Raw genomic sequence first — 17,228 nt, forward strand, 5'->3', positions numbered from 1 at the left:
CAATCACCGCGATCTCGCCCCGCATCGTTGTGGAAGGAGATGCAACACTGGCGGCCATGGCCGAGATCGAGCTTCGTTCAGACAATGCTGCCGCAGTCGCACCCGAGATCCTCGAGGCGGTTGCTGCCGCTAATGCCGGCTCGGCGCTGGCGTACGGCGACGACGCCGTGACGGCCCGGCTCGAGGAGGTCGTGCGTGACGTGTTCGAGCAGCCCGCAGCACGGGTCTTTCCCGTCACGAGCGGAACTGCCGCTAACGCCTTGGCGCTGACATCGATCTGCCCGCCGTGGGGCGCCGTGTTGTGCCACGAATCAGCGCACATTTTGAACAGCGAGGGTGGCGCCACCTCGATGCTTGGTGGCGGTGCAGTGATGCGCGGCGTGTCCGGCCACAGCCACCGGGTGCACCCCGACGGCCTCGAAACGGCACTCGGCGCGGTCCGCTGGGGCGACCCACATCACTCACAACCCGCGGTGCTTTCGCTCACACAACCCACCGACATGGGCACGATCTACACGGTCGACGAGGTCAGCGCCTTGGCCGACATCGCGCACGGTCGCGGGTTGCGGGTCCACATCGACGGAGCGCGCATCGCCAATGCAATGGCGCGACTGGGTTGCTCCCCCGCCGAGATCACCTGGCAGGCCGGTGTTGACGTCGTCTCACTCGGAGCCACGAAGAACGGAGCGCTCTCGGCCGAGGCAATCGTCGTCTTCGACGAGGACGCAGCCGACCAACTCGTTTACCGCACGAAACGCTCCGGCCATGTGACGTCGAAGATGCGATTCCAGTCGGCCCAGCTCATTGCGTACCTCACCGACGATCTGTGGTTGCGGCTGGCCGGTCATTCGAATCGACAAATGGAGCGGTTGGCCACCGGCCTGCTCGACGCTGGCGTGGAGTTCCTCAACCCACCCGACGTCAACATGTTGTTCGCCCGCGTCCCGGACGGGGCAGCCACACGGTTGGAGGCGGCTGGTCTGCTCTTCTACCGGATCGGCCCCGGCGTCATCCGCCTTGTCACGAGCTGGCAGACCACCGATGACGACATCGACCAGACATTGGAGTGCTTCGCCAGCGTGCTGGGCCATTCCGCCTGACAACGCGCGACCTAACGTGGCGACACCATGACCGAGATCTCCCGCCTTCACACCAGCCCGCGCGCCAGCATGATCGTCCGGCACGGTGACGTGATCTATCTGTCAGGTCAGGTCGCGCAAGATGCTGACGCGGACGTACAAGAACAGACCCGGTCGACGCTGTCACGCGTCGAGGAGCTGCTTTCCGAGGCTGGAAGCAGTCCGTCGCACATCCTCTCCGCCACGATCTACCTCCGCGACATCGCCAACGATTTCGCCCCGATGAACGAAGTTTGGAATGCCTGGGTTCCTGACGGACAGGCTCCCGCTCGAGCCTGCGTGCAAGCCCACATGGCGCGCTCTGCGCTGCTCGTGGAGATCAGCGTCATCGCCGCGGTCATCACCGACTGAACCCTGGTGTTATCGAACACTTTGGCCTCGGCCAGCCGACAGGCGTCGAGCGTCTGAGGGTCCAATCAGCTGGAGCGGTGTCAGCCTGGCGGTGCTGACGGCGGCCGCGGGACGTTTCCGGGCGAGCTCGGCGGTACGGGCATCGCTGATGGGATGGCAGTCGTGGTCGACGTCGTGGCAGTGGGTGTGGTTCGCGTGACCGTGGTGGTCGCGGCCATTCCTGATTGCAGCATTTCCTGGCGAATGCGCTCGGCCTCATATGCGGCTTCTTCGTTGTACTGCTGACGTTCGATCTTCTTGACCTTGTGGTCGAGCCACTGAATCGCGGCGTGGACGAGCAGGCCGATAATTCCGTAGATGATCATGGCGAACAACACAGAAGTATCAAAGACCGACTCAACCTGGTTGCCGTTTGTCGTTCCCAACTCGATCGGGGTGAAGATGCCGCGGAACGGCTTCATGGCGCGGTCGAGGTTCCGGTACGCCCACTCGACAAAGCCAGACGACGGGTTGGCGCCGAGCAGCAACAAGAAGAAGCCGATCGCCAAGATGACCTCGACGAACAAGATGTAGACATACACGACATACCCGATGAAACGAGCAATCATCGCTGTGACACGGCCGGTCGATCGCATCACGTGCGGCTCCGGTTCGGTCGGCGGATTTCCGTACTGGCTAGCGGGTGGAATGTTGCTCATCTTGGAGGCTCCTTGTTCCGTGTCGAATATTTCGCCCGGTGCCCGAGCAGTCACGCATCAACCGCTGAGCGGCCAATGTGATTGTATGCCGCGCCAGATGCGCGGATCATGGATGTACTTGTCGAGACATCGGCACAATCCCCCACCAACTTGAGAATCGATTCGCGGTCACCAGTGTCGAAGGTCGACGGCCCAGCGATCAACCACGCTGTCACCGTCGACGAGCCACATCTGTTCGTGCTTGGCGATCGTGGGGTCGACATGCGCGGGCTGGAGACGAACACGGTCCCCGACTTTCCATTCGTTGATGTTGGTCGGCGACAGCGTGATGTGTTCGTCAGAGAGGAAGAAGACGTCACCGTGTTCCCATGTCGGGTTGCCGTGGTCCATCGCCATCGACTTGATGCCTGCGTCAGCGATGATCCATCCCTTCGTGTTCACGGAGATGACGGTCGCGACGACGTTGAGCGCCAGCTCGAAGGGCAGGTCGAGCTTGCCGTAATCAGTGTCCATCAGCGTGTAGCTCCCTGCCTGGATCTCCGTGCACCAGGTATTGGTCAGGCAGGTGCCCGTGCCTCCACCCGACACGATGTCGCCACCGACGTCCGCCGAGGCCCGGAGCAGCAGTTCCATCGAGGCACCAACCTTGTCAGCCTTCTCCTTGGGGTCCCTGACCATCATGAGGTGGCCCTCGTACCCCATGACACCGCGCACCTCGAGTCCGGCGCCGCGCGCACGATCAGCGAGTCGGCCCGCGTCTGCCGGATCGATGCCACAGCGCGGCAACCCGACATTGACGTCGACGAGTACCGAGCGGACACGCCCAGCGATCGCAGCGTCGAGCGTTGCCTCGGAGTCAACCGCGACGGTGATGTTCGCTCGGTCCGCCAGCGCGCCAAGGCGAGCAACGTCAAGCGACTCGTTCGCCAGCAGCAAGTCGTCGCCAAGTCCGGCAGCGACCATCCCTTCGACCTCGCGGGGTGTTGCACAGCAGAATCCCCGATGACCGTCGTCGGCAAGCAATTGCGCAAGCGCCGTGGTCTTGAATGCTTTCACGTGCGGGCGGAGCTTGTCCCCTGGCAGCAACGCATCCATCGCAGCGCGATTCGCGTTGAACGTCGGGCGGTCGATCACCAAGGCTGGGGTCGGCAGGTCGCCGATCGTGGCTGGTTCGTTCTCGGTCATCTGGAGGAATCCCTATCTGCAAAGTTCGTCCGCGATGACGCCAACGGACGCGATCCGCTCGAAGTCGGCTCCGGCATGGTCGTCGTACGGGTCGATCAAGATCGGGTGGAGGCCTGCTCCCGTGGACGACCGAATATCCATGGCCACACTGTCGCCGATGTAGGCAATGCGGCTTCGGTCGAACTCAGCGAAATACGGCAGTGCGTGGTCGAAGATGGTCGGGTCGGGTTTCGTGACCCCGACCACGTGGCTGTCGACGATGCAGCGCATCGACACGAATGGGCCATCGCCGACCTGGCAGACCGACCTGTTGAGGGACCCTTCCACTTGGCCACTCGCATTCGACACCACACCCATTGGCACGCCAGCATCCGCGAGGCGGCGCAGAGCCACCAGCGTTTCAGGAATCGGCCACCGCCACAGATCCGGCGTACGCGTGCGATTCAGTACATCGGCTGCTTCGTCCCGCTCGGCGCTCCGCACACCGACGGCCGCGACGTACGCCTCGTCGTAAACGAGCCACTCGTCTTCCGACGACCCTTCGTGCGATTTGTCACGCATACCGGCATAGTGCGCACGACGATGCGCCTCGATCGAGGTGTCACCGCCATAGAAGTCGAGCAACGGCACCAAGACCGTGGGATCAGGCAAGACGAGCACGCCGCCGGCATCAAACAGCACGGCGTCAAATCGTTGGGCGTTCGCAGTCATCAATGTTCGTCCGTTTCGAGGGGCACAGGGCGGCCGCCTGTCAGCTGCCGAGTTCGGCGAGTCGATCCAGGCCGATGCCACACTCCCCGAACACGTCAAGCATTGCAGCGACATCGCCGCTCTGGACGGCCGGATCCGAGAAGTCGAGGTTGGCTGCAATGCAGCTTGACTCCTCGTTGGTCAGACCAATCGATTCGAATTGTGCGATGAGTTGGTCGCGCAAGGTGCCACCCGCCGGGTCGAAATCACTGTCGCTGCCGCCATCTTCGCTCGGGTCAGGGTCACTGCCAGCTGAGTCATCCTCGCCGAACGGGCGCCCGCACTCGCTCTGCGTATAAACATCAATTCGCTCGCCAGCGGCATCGAGATTCGCCTCCAACTCGGAGTCAGACATGAAGGACAGGTCAGCATCGGCGATGTCGAAGTCGGCGGAGGCAAATGCGTCAATCAACAGTTGCGCTCCGTCTGCGATCGTCGTGGCATCCTCGGCGATCTCTGGTGGCGCCTCGTTCGGTAGCCGTTTCACGAACTCTTCGACCCTTTTCAATCCGCTCTCGGTCTCGGCAGGGTCGACACCGAGCGAATCGAAGATCTCATCGACGACATCGGACTCGGTGACGAAATCGCACCACGACGCCGCTGTACCTCCGCCACTGCTATCGCCACCGCACGCGCTCGCAACGAGCGCGATGGCTGCGGCGCCAGCGGCGAGACGCGATCGTGCAGAAGTGTGACGTCTGATGATCATGGGATCAACGGTAGTGGGCAGCCGCAGAGGCGTGCCGTCAATCAGCCGTCAATCAGCCGTCAATCAGCCGTCAATCAGCCAAGGTGCTCGTGCAGAAAGGCCGTTGCCCCCGGCCAGATCTTCGCCGAGAGTTCGGCGTCCTGCGTGCCCAGGGCATTGTGCGGAGCCATGAACGCGTGGCCTGAGCCTTCGTGCACCGTGATCGAGGCGTTCTTGCCGAGTGCTTGGAGCTCATCGTGAAGATGCATCGCGGCGGAAGGCGGGAAGAAGTCGTCGTTTTCTGCCATGTGACCTTGGATGGCAGCTTCGATCTTGGAATAGTCCGGCTGGTCATCACCTTGCGGAAAGCCGTAGAACGGCACCGCTGCTTTGATCTTGTCGGGCCGGAGCGCAGCGAGTACGAACGTGAGCAATCCACCCATACAGAACCCCATGACACCGATGCCATCGCCAGTGGTGGACTCGTGATCGGCGAGATAGTCGACCGCACCGCTCATGTCGCGCGCCGCACGATCCGCGGGAAGCGAGTTCATCAGCTCGGCGGCTTTGTCCATCTCCGTGTGCTCAGCAAGCTCGCCATGGTACAAATCGGGAGCGAGGGCGACGAAGCCAGCCGTCGCCAGCCGGTCGGCCATTTCCTTGATGCCCGAGTCCAGACCCCACCACTCCTGCACCACGATGATGCCGGGGCCGCTGCCCGATTCGGGCACCGCGAGGTACCCGCGTGCGTTGTTGCCGTTGCTTGCGAATTCGACGATTTCAGCCATGCCCCAACCGTAGACCAACTGCGGTCAGTCTGCGCCGGGCACAGACTGACCGCGTCGCGTCAGTTGCCTCCGGCGTTCAGCGTCACCTCGGTCGGCGCATAGTCCGGTCCGAACAGGTCCAGATCCATATCGCCGAGCAGGGCCCATGCCGCCTCGACGATCTCGTTGGTGAACGCTCCGTCGGTCGGCGGTGCGGTGAGCACCGTCGAACCTTCGAGGTTTGGTGTGCTCAGGCTGGTCTCCACGGTCTGATCCCAGGCCACCTGGTCGATGAAGCCGACGCCGTTCGGCGACGGCCAGATCAGCTTGTTGACTTCGTTCATCTGCCACAGCTGATGGCTCGCGCCGAGCGTGGAACCCTGTGCGAGCACAATGTCGCGGCACGCCTCGATGTTGTCGCGGCAGAACGTCCAGCCTTCCAACGACGCGGCGACGAAGCGAGTGGCCTGGTCCTTGTAGGCGGGGTCGTTGGCAAGCCTGTCGCCGTCAGCCCAAATCGCGTCCTGGAGCATGCCGACGCCGACTTCTTCGTAGCTGATCACGTTGAAGTCGTCCGGCGTGTACAGCTCGCCGGTGTCCGGATTCTCCGCTTCGAGGACTTGTGCATACTCGTTGTACGTCATCGCCTCGGCCGCGTCGATCTCGCCTTCGAGCAATGCGACCATGTCGAACTGCTGCCCGATGAGTTCCACATCGGTCGCAGGGTCCAGGCCTTCCTTGCCGAGCGCCGCGAAGATCTCGAACTCGTTGCCGAATCCCCAGTTGCCGATCTTCTTGCCCGCGAAATCAGCGGGTGAGGTGATGCCTGAGTCGGCGAAGCTCACTTGCAGCGTGCCCGAACGTTGGAACACCTGAGCGATGTTGACAATGTTCGCGCCCGCTTCGCGTGTCGCGAGGGACTTCGACACCCATGCTGTGGCGAAGTCGACATCGCCGTTGGCCAGTTGCACCTGTGGCGTGATATCGAATCCACCCTCGACGATGGTGACGTTGAGGCACATGTCCTCGTAGTACCCCATGTCCTGAGCGGCGTAGTAGCCCGCGAACTGAGCCTGGGTGAACCACTGCAGCTGCATGCTGACGTCATCGGTCGTCTCACACGCGGCCGGGTCGGCCGTTGCAGGTTCCGTGGCAGCGGGTTCCGGTGCGGCCGTGTCAGCGGCGGGTTCGTCGTCGCTGCCGCAGGACGCGGCGACGAGCGCGAGGCCGACGACGCAGGCCGTCAACAGTTTGGCTGGATGTTTCTTCATGGTGTTCTCCCCCTAGGAGTAGTTGGTCTTCATCATGTCATGGCTGGATTTCGGCGGTGTTGCCTTGTCGTTGCCTTTTCCAACCAGATCGATGCCACGTAGAACGACAACCCGAGCAGGCAGGCGCCCAAAACGTAAGCCCACATCACGTCGTTCTTCGATGTTGACGCATTCGACGTGATCGCGGAACCCAATCCCGTCTGGGTCCCGCCAAAGTACTCGGCAACAAACGCGGTGATCACCGAGAGAGGCGCAGCGATCTTCATGGCCGTAAAGAGATACGGGATCGCGTTCGGGATGCGCGTCTTGACGAGGATCTCGCGCGGAGATGCCGCATATGACCGCATGAGTTCCATATGCGTGCCGCTCACTTGGCGCAGCCCCTTCGCGACGTTGACGAGGACGACGAAGAAGACGATCAGGACGACCATGACCCTGCGCGGAACCTGCGACCCGGCCGGATACATGTTGTTGAGGACCGGAACGATGATCACGATCGGTACCGCGTTGATCGCGACTGCGAGCGGGGTGGTGAGTTCGTTCAACACGCTGAAGCGCATGAGCACGAAGCTGACGGCGATCCCGAGCAACACACCGAGTACGAACCCGACGAGCGCGTTGGCGCCGGTGACAAGTACCGCTTCCCAGACATTCTCGAGATTGTCCGCGAACGCCGATGCGATCGCTGTGGGGGCAGGGAGCAGGAACTTCTTGATGTCGTACACCGCGACGATCGTTTCCCACACGGCGAGGAAGACCACCCCGAACACGAGTGGTGGCCAGATCGCCAGGAGTGAAGGCGCACGCCTCATCGGTCGTCGACCCCCCGGGCGGTGTCGCCGAGCTCGGCGCCACGCAGGGCCTCACGTACTTCGGTGATCTTCTTGTAGAACGTCTCGTCCTCGCGCGTGTCGTCGTCTCGTGCCGCACCGAGATCCACGTCGATCACGTCGGTGATCTGGCCTGGGCGTGGCGACATCACCACCACACGATTCGACAAGTACACCGCCTCGGGTATCGAGTGAGTCACGAACACCACCGTCGTGTCGGCAGCGGCACAGATTCTGAGCAGTTCAGACTGCATGTGCTCACGGGTCATCTCGTCGAGTGCACCGAACGGCTCGTCCATCAGCAGCAGCGGTGGATGCGAGGCGAGTGCTCGGGCGATCGCAATCCTCTGTTGCATGCCTCCGGACAATTCCCACGGCCGATGGTCACCGAACTCGGAGAGCTGCACCAATTCCAACATTTCGGCGGACCGTTCCGCTCGACGCTTCTTGTCCCAGCCCTTCAGTTCCAGCGGCAGTTCGATGTTCTTGCGAACCGAGCGCCAGTCGAATAATCCAGACTGCTGGAACGCCATGCCGTAGTCCTGATCGACCCTGGCCTGTGCCGCTGATTTGCCGTTCACCAACACATCGCCCGCAGTCGGCGACAGCAGGTTGGCAATCAGCCGGAGCAACGTCGACTTCCCACAACCGGACGGACCAATGAGAGACACGAAGTCGCCTGCCGCGATGTCGAGATCGATGTCGCGCAGCGCCTCCAACTGGCCGACGCTCCCCGGATTGAACACCATCGACGCTCCGTTGATTGCCACCGCATGCTCAGTCATCCTGTGGCCTCCTGTGGTCGGTTCCGCATGAGCGCGAATTCCATGGCAACGACGAATCCATACAGCAAAAGGCCGAGCGCGCCTGCGCCGATGAGCGCTGTGTACACCTGTGCCGGTTCACTGGTCGCCTTTGCCGCATACTGCAACGTCGCCCTGCCGATTCCACCGGCGAGGCCCGTCGAAATCTCGGACACGATCACACCGATCACCGATGCCGTCGCTGCCAGCTTCATGCCGGGCACGAGATAGCCCATCGATGCCGGGAGCCGCAGCTTGACCAATGTCGTCCACCAACTCGCGGCGTAACTGTCCATCAACTCGACTGAGGCGGCAGGGGCCGAACTCAGGCCCTTGAGCATCGCGATGCTGATGGGGAAGAACGCGAGAAACGCGCCGAGGATTGACACCCACGCCCATCGTGGGAGGCCCCAGTTACCGGCGATCGTGGCGATCTGCGGCGCGAGGGCGATCAACGGCACAGTCTGGGACGCGATGACATAGGGCAACAGACCGCGCTCCACGACCCGGAAGCGCGCCATGAGAATCGCCAGTCCGACACCGACGACCGTGCCAACGAAGAGACCGAACAACGCAAGCCGGAACGTGAACCATGCGTAACCGAGTACGGCCTGCCACACGAGCGGCGTGCCACGAGTCTCGGGATCGAAGAACTCGGCGATCATCTCCCATGTATGTGGCATCACCCGATCGTTCGACTTCGGCAGGATCGCCCAGCCGAAGACCTCGCCGCCCGTCTCGGGGCCGACAACCTTGTACAGCTCCCATGTCGCGGCGACTGCGGCGAGCGCAACGACGAACAGCGCCGATCGCCGCGCAGCCTGCCGGATCACTGACGAGCCACGGCCTGTTCACGCAGCGCTGGAATGACGTGCTCGCCGTACTGCTGCAGCGTGTGGTCCTTGCCATCGTGCTGGAGATAGACCGCGAACTGGTCGACGCCGAGCGCCTTCAAGGCGTTGAGCTTCTCCATCTGCGCCTCGATGGGTCCGAGGATGCAGAAGCGATCGACGATTTCATCGGGGACGAACGTGGTGTGGGTGTTGCCCGACTGGCCATGTTCGTTGTAGTCGTACTCCTGGCGACCCTTGATGTAGTCGGTCAATGCCTGTGGCACCGGGGCAGCATCGCCATAGCGAGTCACGATGTCGGCCACGTGGTTGCCGACCATCCCTCCGAACCATCGGCACTGATCGCGCATGTATGGCAGGTCTTCGGTCGGCCCGACGTAGGCGGGCGCAGCGATGCACATCGTGATGTCGTCCGGGTTCCGCCCCGCATCGCTCGCCGCAGTCCGGACGGCGTTGATCATCCACTCGGTGATCGACAGGTCCGCCAGCTGGAGAATGAAACCATCGCAGGTCTCGCCGATCATCTTCAGCGCTTTGGGCCCGTAGCCGGCACCCCACACTTCGAGCTCGCTCTTGGCCGCCCACGGCAGTGTGATCGTGGAGCCGTTGTAGTCGACGCTGCGACCGCAGCCGAGTTCGCGGATCACGTTGATCGAGTCACGCATTGTGGCCAGAGTCGTCGGCTTGCCGTTGGTGACACGGACCGCAGAATCGCCCCGACCGATGCCGCAGACCGTGCGATTGCCGTACATCTCATTGAGCGTCGCGTAGGTCGATGCCGTCACGGTCCAGTCGCGCGTCGCCGGGTTCGTGACCATCGGCCCGACAACGATATTGCGCGTCTCGTTGAGGATCTGGGAGTAGATGACGTACGGCTCCTCCCACAGGATGTGCGAGTCGAAGGTCCAGACATGGCTGAAGCCGTATGTCTCAGCACGTTTGGCTAAATCGATCACGCGCGCCGCTGGTGGTGTGGTCTGCAGTACGACTCCGATGTCCATGTTGTGATCCCGATTCAGTGGATGTTCAGTGGATGTACTGGTTGAGGCTGCGCTTGACAAACTGGCCGTGGCCCTTGGCTCCAAGGTAGGTGTCGTTCGCCACGACGACGCGGCCACGTGAAATCACCGTGTCGACCTTGCCGTCGACTTCGAAGCCCTCGTAGGACGAGTGATCCATCGCCATATGGTGTTTGTCGTTGATACCGATCTTGGTCTTGGTGTTCGGATCCCACACGAGAACGTCTGCGTCAGCGCCGGGCTCGAGCACACCCTTCTTCTCAAGGCCAAACATGCGCGCCGGGGTGGTGCAGCAGGTCTCGACCCAGCGTTCGAGGGTCATCTCCCCCATCACCACACCCTGGTAGATCATTTCCATCCGGTGCTCCACGCCGCCCATGCCGTTCGGGATCTTCGAGAAGTCCCCGAGACCGAGTTCCTTCTGATCCTTCATGCAGAACGGGCAGTGGTCGGTGGACACCACGGCCAACTCGTTCATCCGCAGGCCCTTCCACAGATCCTTCTGGTGGTGTTCATGCTTCGAGCGCAGCGGCGTCGAACACACCCATTTCGCCCCTTCGAACCCTGGCTGAGCGAGGTGGTCCTCGATCGACAAGTAGAGGTATTGCGGGCAGGTCTCAGCAAACACGTTGAGGCCCATGTGCTGAGCGCGCGACACCTCTTCGAGTGCCTCGGACGCCGACATGTGCACGATGTAGAGCGGAACGTTGCCGGCGACACGAGCGAGCTTGATCGCACGGTGGGTCGCCTCCGACTCGAGCTCCTCAGGCCGGGTATACGAGTGATATTTCGGGTCGCTGTCACCACGGGCGAGCGACTGGGCGACCAGCACGTCGATCGCAATCCCGTTCTCGGCGTGCATCATCATCAAAGCACCCGATTCCGATGCGTTCTGCATCGCCCGCAGGATCTTGCCATCGTCGGAGTAGAAGACACCCGGGTAGGCCATGAACATTTTGAAGCTCGTGACGCCTTCGTTCTCGACGAGGTGCGTCATTGCCTCGAGCGATTCCTCGTTCACGTCACCAATGATCTGGTGGAAGGCGTAGTCGACGTGGCATTCGCCAGCGGCTTCCACGTGTCGCGCCGCGAGGGCCTCGCGTACATCGAGCCCGACCGTCTGAGACGCGAAGTCGATGATCGTGGTGACACCGCCCCACGCCGCAGCTCGCGAGCCCGTATCGAAGTCGTCGGCGGACACCGTGCCACCGAACGGCAACGACATATGGACGTGGGCGTCGACGCCGCCAGGCACGACGTATTTCCCGGTTGCGTCGATCACAACGTCAGGTGTGATGCCGTATGCCGCAGCGTGCCCCGGAGCGAGTATCGCAGCGATCGATTCGCCGTCGATCAACACATCGGCTTCGCGCCGACCGATCGCCGAGACGACGGTGCCGCCAGAAATCAGTGTGGTCGCCACTGTCAGACCCCTCTCAGCCTTCCACCAATTCGCCATACGCCTCGGGACGACGGTCGCGGTAGAACTGCCAGCCGTCGCGGACCTCGCGGATGAGGTCCAGGTCGAATTCACGGACGATGAGTTCAGGATCGTGCGGGCTTCCCTTGTCGCCGACATACTCGCCGCGCGGCCCGATGAAATAGCTCTGTCCGTAGAAATCGTTCTCACCCAGCGGCTCAATGCCCACCCGGTTGATCGCTCCGACGTAGTACATGTTTGCCACGGCTGCTGCCGGCTGTTCGATCGACCAGAGGTACTCACTCAGACCACGGTGGGTCGCTGACGGGTTGAAGACGATTTCTGCGCCGTTCAGCCCGAGCGCTCTCCACCCCTCTGGGAAGTGGCGGTCGTAACAGATGTACACACCGACCTTGCCGACGGCGGTGTCGAAGATTGGGTACCCGCCGTTGCCTGGCTTGAAATAGAACTTCTCCCAGAAGCCCTTGACCTGCGGGATGTGCTGCTTGCGGTACTTGCCGAGGTAGGTGCCATCGGCATCAATCACCGCTGCGGTGTTGTAGTACACGCCGGGTTGTTCGATCTCATACATCGGCAGGACCATCACCATGTTGAGTTCCTTGGCGAGCGCCTGGAAGCGCTTGGTGGTCGGCCCGTCAGGGATGTACTCGGTGTACTCGTAGTACTCAGCGTCCTGCACTTGGCAGAAGTACGGGCCGTAGAAGAGCTCCTGGAAACAGATGATCTGGGCACCCTGCGCGGCTGCCTCGCGCGCCGCTTCCTCGTGCTTGACGATCATCGACTCCTTATCGCCGGTCCAGTCAGTCTGGAGGAGTGCGGCTTTCACGATATTTGCCATGTCCGGACACTAACGACATGTCAGGCACCGGGCAATGGTCAAGGGCGAGGCGCCGTGTGAAGTCTGTGTTGCGGGAGGAATCAGACGCCCTGAGTGGCGTCGTTGAGGATCCCCTCACAGGTCCGTACCAGCACTCGAGCAGCGATCGTCAGATCCGTTGAGCTCAGCGGACTCTCGGCCTTGCGCTGCCATTTGACCAACGCCTGCTGCGCTGCGGGAATGACCGTTGCCGGATCAGCATTCGCGAGATCGAGCCGGTCGGCGACGGCGGTGCCGTTGGTTCCGAGCAGCTGTGCGCCCGCATCGCGACCTCAGGTCACGCACTTAAGTCACTCGAGAGCGGCAATTGCTGGCCGGTCTCTCAGCTGTAGCGATCAGCGGCGTTCGATGCCGGTGAGCGCGATGACAAGTCGATCCTCCTCTCGCGAGGCCTCAAGATTGACGTCTCCGAGCACTCGCCACTCGTCGTGCCCCTCGGGGTCGTGAATGGTCTGACTGACCCTTCCCGCCGCCGCGTCGAAGTCGAAACGGCTCGAGTTCCGAGCATCGCCATCGATTTCGATCGCGTCGTACTCGTCCCAGTAGGGCGCCATCAATTCGCGAGCGTTCAGACCCTCGACTGACCCTCTCGGACGTTCGTGGCGCGCCAGTTGCTCGACCCAACGGAATGCTGCGTTGCGAACCAGCGTGCGGAACGCCCGAGCATCGGTAGTGATCGTGACCTCGCCGTGGGTCTCTTCTGACGGCGGACGCACCTCCCCGTCAACTTCTCCGTGCTCGTCGGGGTTCTGCAGTCGTTCCCACTCATCCAACAAGCTCGAGTCAACCTGGCGGACGAGCGTGCCAAGCCAGTGCGCTATCTCATCGAGCTCATCGTTCATCGCGTCGGCAGGAACGTTTTGGGTCATGCCCTTGTACACGTCCGACAGGTACCGCAAGAGCACACCTTCACTCTGTTTGAGCCCATAGTGGCCCGTGTATTCACCGAACGTCATCGACCGTTCAAACATGTCTCTGGCAATCGACTTTGGCTTCACGGTGTTCCCCCCGACCCAGGGGTGCCTGGTGCGGAACTCGTTGAAGTCCGAGTACATCCAGTCCTTCATCGGCCGCGGTGGCTCGACCTTGCCCAGACGTTCCATCCGCTCCTCATACTCGACGCCAGACGACTTCATCTCGGCCATCAACTCATCCTTGGCCTTGCGCAGCTGAGCGTTGATCACCACCCCCGGGCTCTCCTGCACGGCCTCGACGATGGTCAGTACTGCGATCGCCCGCTGCACCTCGCCCTTTGTCTCAGCCTCGACGAGGCGCATCGTCGACTCCTCCTCGACTGGTTCCACCTCGGTCAGTCCTGTCCGTTCCTCGACCGGTTCGAAACCGACAGACGCGTCGTTTTCGTCTGTCTCCGCCCCGTCCATCTCGTCAGTCCCGTCCGCCTCGGTGGCGACATCCAGGACCAGGCCGGACAGGGCTGCGAACGGATTGTCGTTTGCCGGCGTTTCCTGATCGACAACTTTCTCACGTTCTCGCTCGCGTCGCTCGTGGCGTTGCTCGTGTGACCGTTCTTCCACTTCGAACTCGCGGTCGAGATGTTCAATTGCATCGAGCGCCCACAGCGACAGCGGTTGATGCAACGCGAACTCGTCCTGCAGATCGAAGTCGACACGTACTCGTCGGCCGTACTCGTCGGGTTCATCGGGGAACTCGAGGAGACCGGCATCGACAAGCGAACGATAGATCGAGATGGACCGACGGATGTGGTGGCGCTGCTGCTTGCGCGATTCGTGGTTGTCGGTCATCAACGAGCGGACGGCGCGGCAGCCATCGCCCGGTCGATCGAGCAGGCTCATCACCATCTGGTGATTGACCGCGAAGCTCGACGTCAACGGCTCAGGGTCACCTTCGACCAGCCTGGTGAACGTGCCTTCGTCCCAGTGGGCGTAGCCACGATCGGGCGCCTTCTTCTTGACGAGCTTCTTTTTCTTCTTCGCGTCCTCCGCTGCCTTTTGCAGCATCTGCTGATTCATCACGACGTGCTCGGGCGCTTGGGCCCACACATCACCGCTGTCGTCAAAGCCGCGTCTACCCGCCCGCCCGGCGATCTGCTGGAACTCGCGCACGCGCAGGAGCCGCGTGCTGGTGCCGTCGTACTTGCAGAGCTGGGTGAACAACACCGACCGAATCGGCACGTTGACGCCGACACCGAGTGTGTCAGTACCGCAGATGATCTTGAGGAGCCCCGCCTGCGCCAACCGCTCGACGAGGAGTCGATACTTCGGGAGAAGGCCGGCGTGGTGCACCCCCACTCCTCCGACGAGAAAACGTCGCAAGCCCTTGCCGAACGGCGAATCAAATCGGAATCCGCCGATCAACTCCTTGACCTGTTGCTTCTCATCCTTGCTCAGCGGGTCGAGGCTCAGGTAACTCTGCGCCGCCTCGGTTGCCTCGCGCTGCGTGAAGTGCACGAGATAGATCGGTGCTCTGCCGGACTCAAGGAGCGCTTCGATCGATTGATGCAGTGTCGACGTTCGATACTCGAAGTGCAGCGGCACCGGTCGCTGCGTCGACTTGACCAGCGCCGTATCTCGACCGGTTCGCCGGGATAATTCCTCTTCGAAGAATCGCGTGTTGCCGAGCGTCGCCGACATCAGCAGAAACTGACAGTGCGGAAGTTCGAGGATCGGTAACTGCCAGGCCCAGCCGCGTTGTGGGTCGGCGTAGAAGTGGAACTCGTCTGCGATCACGATGTCGACGCCCGTGCGGTCACCGTCGCGCAACGCCCAGTTCGCGAGGATTTCAGCGGTGCAGCAGATGATCGGCGCGTCGGGGTTGATCGATCCGTCGCCGGTGATCATCCCGACACGCTCCGGCCCGAACTGCCGGCACAGCTCGAAGAACTTCTCGCTGACCAATGCCTTGATGGGGGCGGTGTACACGCTGCGTTGATCGCGCCCAAGACCGACGAAGTGAGCAGCGACCGCGACGAGTGACTTACCCGACCCGGTCGGCGTATTGAGGATCACGTTGCTGCCTGCGATCAGTTCGAATGCGGCTTCCTCCTGCGCCGGGTACATCTCGATGCCCTGCTCGACTGTCCAATTGGTAAAGCCATCGAGCAACGCCGACTCGTCGGGCGCAGGCGGCAAATGCTGCAGGATGGGTGGTAGGTCACTCATGAGGTGCCCATAGTCTGCACACATGCCGACGTTTCGCAGCGCCTGGAACTGGGTGTTCGGGAAGCACCTACCCAAACCACCGAATCCCGACAAGACCGTCGAGGCCGGCTGGGTCCCGGTTTGGCAGGGCCCGATGCTCACCGAACTGCTGAAGGACGAGGGCGTCCCGGCGGTCTGGACCGAGGACTTCAATCTGAATATGGGCGTTTACAACCGCGAAGCGATGGCCCGGATCTTCGTCACCGAAGACCGCAAAGCCGAAGCCGAAGCAATCATCGAAGACTTCACCGGCACCTCGCCTCGCCACCGCAAGCTCTGACCGCGCTGCCTCGCCGTTTGTGTTGGGATTTCTGCGGACCGGTCCGCAGAAATCCCAACACAAACGTGATGTGGACGCGTTCGCTCCGGAAACGCGAGAAGACCGCCCACTGCACAGGCATGGACAGCACGCTCGAACGTCTCGCCGAAATACAACATGGATTGGTCACAAACCGACAGATCGATGATTGCTGCGCCACACCGTGGGAGCGCCGCCGCCTGATCGACGGAGGTCCACTCCTCAAGGCTGCACCTGGCGTCTATCGGGTCCGCGGCGCTCCCGTAACGCATGAACACCGCCTGGTGCTCGGTCTGCTGGCTCTCGGCAACGAGAGCGTGGTGAGCTACGAGGCCGCGGCAGCGCTTCATCGCCTCGACCGCTCCGATCGGACCGCTGTTGAGTTCACCGTGGTCCGCGGCGGGCGACAGCCCATGATTCCGTTTCAGGTCCACACGACCAAGTGGCTGCCACCGATCGATCGCGTGAGCAGCGACGGTTTTCGGGCCACCTCGGCGACGCGAACGATCATCGATCTTGCACATGCCCGACGAACACGCCCACGGATCGAGGCGGCGATCGACAGCGCTGTTCGTCTGGGACTGTCCTCACCAACCGTGTTGGCACACCGGCTGGAAACGCTTCGGGGCTCGGGCCGGTGGGGATGCCGGCTCATCGAGGACCTCGTTGTCGACAGCGGTGGGCACTCGCCGCTCGAGCGCCGCTTCTTGCAGATCGTCCGCGAAGCGGGCCTCCCGCGCCCCGCGACGCAGGTCATCCACCGTCACGGAAGTCGATTTGTCGCACGGGTCGACTTCTTGTTTGGCGCCGACGTCGTCGTCGAAGTCAGTGGTCAACACGGCCACTCGAGCCCCTCGGAACGCCGCAAGGACGCCCAGCGTCGAAGCGAGCTGATTGAAATGGGGCGGTTGGTGTACGAGCACACGTACGCCGATGTGTTCGAGACACCACAGACAGTGGTGCGAGACCTCCGCCGCCGCCTGACATCTCGTTTGTGTCCGACTTCTTGAGGACCAGTCCGCAATAATCCCGACGCAAACGAAGCTGGCTGGGGCTGGCGGATGTCAGGTGAGGTGAGGTG

The 17,228-nt window shown here is 62.2% G+C and carries 17 protein-coding genes; 4 read left to right on the forward strand and 13 right to left on the reverse strand.

Annotation, left to right across the window (positions count from 1 at the left end):
• Positions 1–56 precede the first annotated feature (56 nt).
• Both ACH2DW_RS07830 and ACH2DW_RS07835 read left to right on the forward strand, forming a co-directional pair.
• Entirely contained in the window at positions 57–1,100 is a 1,044-nt protein-coding gene (locus ACH2DW_RS07830) for a threonine aldolase family protein (protein WP_394929174.1), read from the forward strand.
• 27 nt (positions 1,101–1,127) lie between these two features.
• Positions 1,128–1,490 (forward strand): RidA family protein, encoded by a 363-nt coding sequence (locus ACH2DW_RS07835; protein ID WP_394929175.1) that lies wholly within the window; start codon positions 1,128–1,130, stop codon positions 1,488–1,490.
• Positions 1,491–1,570: 80 nt separating this feature from the next.
• On the opposite strand, the gene ACH2DW_RS07840 is transcribed toward ACH2DW_RS07835, so the two are convergent.
• From ACH2DW_RS07840 to ACH2DW_RS07900, 13 genes are all read right to left on the reverse strand, one after another.
• Positions 1,571–2,188 (reverse strand): hypothetical protein, encoded by a 618-nt coding sequence (locus tag ACH2DW_RS07840; protein ID WP_394929176.1) that lies wholly within the window; start codon positions 2,186–2,188, stop codon positions 1,571–1,573.
• A gap of 168 nt (positions 2,189–2,356) precedes the next feature.
• On the reverse strand, positions 2,357–3,373 hold the full coding sequence (locus ACH2DW_RS07845; RefSeq protein WP_394929177.1) for an alanine racemase: 1,017 nt from the start codon (positions 3,371–3,373) through the stop codon (positions 2,357–2,359).
• Between the two features lie 12 nt (positions 3,374–3,385).
• Positions 3,386–4,084 carry an HAD family hydrolase gene (locus ACH2DW_RS07850; protein WP_394929178.1) on the reverse strand — a complete coding sequence of 233 codons (699 nt, stop codon included), beginning with the start codon at positions 4,082–4,084 and terminating at the stop codon, positions 3,386–3,388.
• 40 nt (positions 4,085–4,124) lie between these two features.
• Positions 4,125–4,832 carry a hypothetical protein gene (locus tag ACH2DW_RS07855; RefSeq protein WP_394929179.1) on the reverse strand — a complete coding sequence of 236 codons (708 nt, stop codon included), beginning with the start codon at positions 4,830–4,832 and terminating at the stop codon, positions 4,125–4,127.
• A 74-nt stretch (positions 4,833–4,906) separates the two neighbouring features.
• A complete protein-coding gene (locus tag ACH2DW_RS07860; RefSeq protein ID WP_394929180.1) occupies positions 4,907–5,599 on the reverse strand; it encodes a dienelactone hydrolase family protein in 693 nt (230 codons plus the stop codon).
• A gap of 59 nt (positions 5,600–5,658) precedes the next feature.
• Entirely contained in the window at positions 5,659–6,849 is a 1,191-nt protein-coding gene (locus tag ACH2DW_RS07865; protein WP_394929181.1) for an ABC transporter substrate-binding protein, read from the reverse strand.
• 32 nt (positions 6,850–6,881) lie between these two features.
• On the reverse strand, positions 6,882–7,661 hold the full coding sequence (locus ACH2DW_RS07870; RefSeq protein ID WP_394929182.1) for an ABC transporter permease: 780 nt from the start codon (positions 7,659–7,661) through the stop codon (positions 6,882–6,884).
• Entirely contained in the window at positions 7,658–8,464 is an 807-nt protein-coding gene (locus tag ACH2DW_RS07875; protein WP_394929183.1) for an ABC transporter ATP-binding protein, read from the reverse strand. Before ACH2DW_RS07875 ends, ACH2DW_RS07870 begins: the two co-directional genes overlap by 4 nt.
• Positions 8,461–9,315: an ABC transporter permease gene (locus ACH2DW_RS07880; RefSeq protein ID WP_394929184.1), complete on the reverse strand. Its 855-nt coding sequence runs from the start codon at positions 9,313–9,315 to the stop codon at positions 8,461–8,463. Before ACH2DW_RS07880 ends, ACH2DW_RS07875 begins: the two co-directional genes overlap by 4 nt.
• Entirely contained in the window at positions 9,312–10,334 is a 1,023-nt protein-coding gene (locus tag ACH2DW_RS07885) for a TIGR03842 family LLM class F420-dependent oxidoreductase (protein ID WP_394929185.1), read from the reverse strand. Before ACH2DW_RS07885 ends, ACH2DW_RS07880 begins: the two co-directional genes overlap by 4 nt.
• A 25-nt stretch (positions 10,335–10,359) precedes the next feature.
• Entirely contained in the window at positions 10,360–11,775 is a 1,416-nt protein-coding gene (gene hydA / locus ACH2DW_RS07890) for a dihydropyrimidinase (RefSeq protein ID WP_394929186.1), read from the reverse strand.
• Positions 11,776–11,788: 13 nt separating this feature from the next.
• Positions 11,789–12,631 carry a nitrilase-related carbon-nitrogen hydrolase gene (locus ACH2DW_RS07895; RefSeq protein WP_394929187.1) on the reverse strand — a complete coding sequence of 281 codons (843 nt, stop codon included), beginning with the start codon at positions 12,629–12,631 and terminating at the stop codon, positions 11,789–11,791.
• A gap of 374 nt (positions 12,632–13,005) precedes the next feature.
• Complete coding sequence (locus ACH2DW_RS07900; protein ID WP_394929188.1) at positions 13,006–15,810, reverse strand: DEAD/DEAH box helicase; 2,805 nt, start codon at positions 15,808–15,810, stop codon at positions 13,006–13,008.
• Between the two features lie 22 nt (positions 15,811–15,832).
• On the opposite strand from ACH2DW_RS07900, the gene ACH2DW_RS07905 reads away from it, so the two are divergent.
• A complete protein-coding gene (locus ACH2DW_RS07905) occupies positions 15,833–16,129 on the forward strand; it encodes a hypothetical protein (RefSeq protein WP_394929189.1) in 297 nt (98 codons plus the stop codon).
• 119 nt (positions 16,130–16,248) lie between these two features.
• Positions 16,249–17,157, forward strand: coding sequence for a hypothetical protein (locus tag ACH2DW_RS07910; protein ID WP_394929190.1), 909 nt, complete (start codon positions 16,249–16,251; stop codon positions 17,155–17,157).
• The last annotated feature ends 71 nt before the right edge of the window (positions 17,158–17,228 follow it).

Origin of the sequence: uncultured Ilumatobacter sp. (assembly GCF_963980585.1) — a bacterium.
Lineage (GTDB): Bacteria > Actinomycetota > Acidimicrobiia > Acidimicrobiales > Ilumatobacteraceae > Ilumatobacter_A.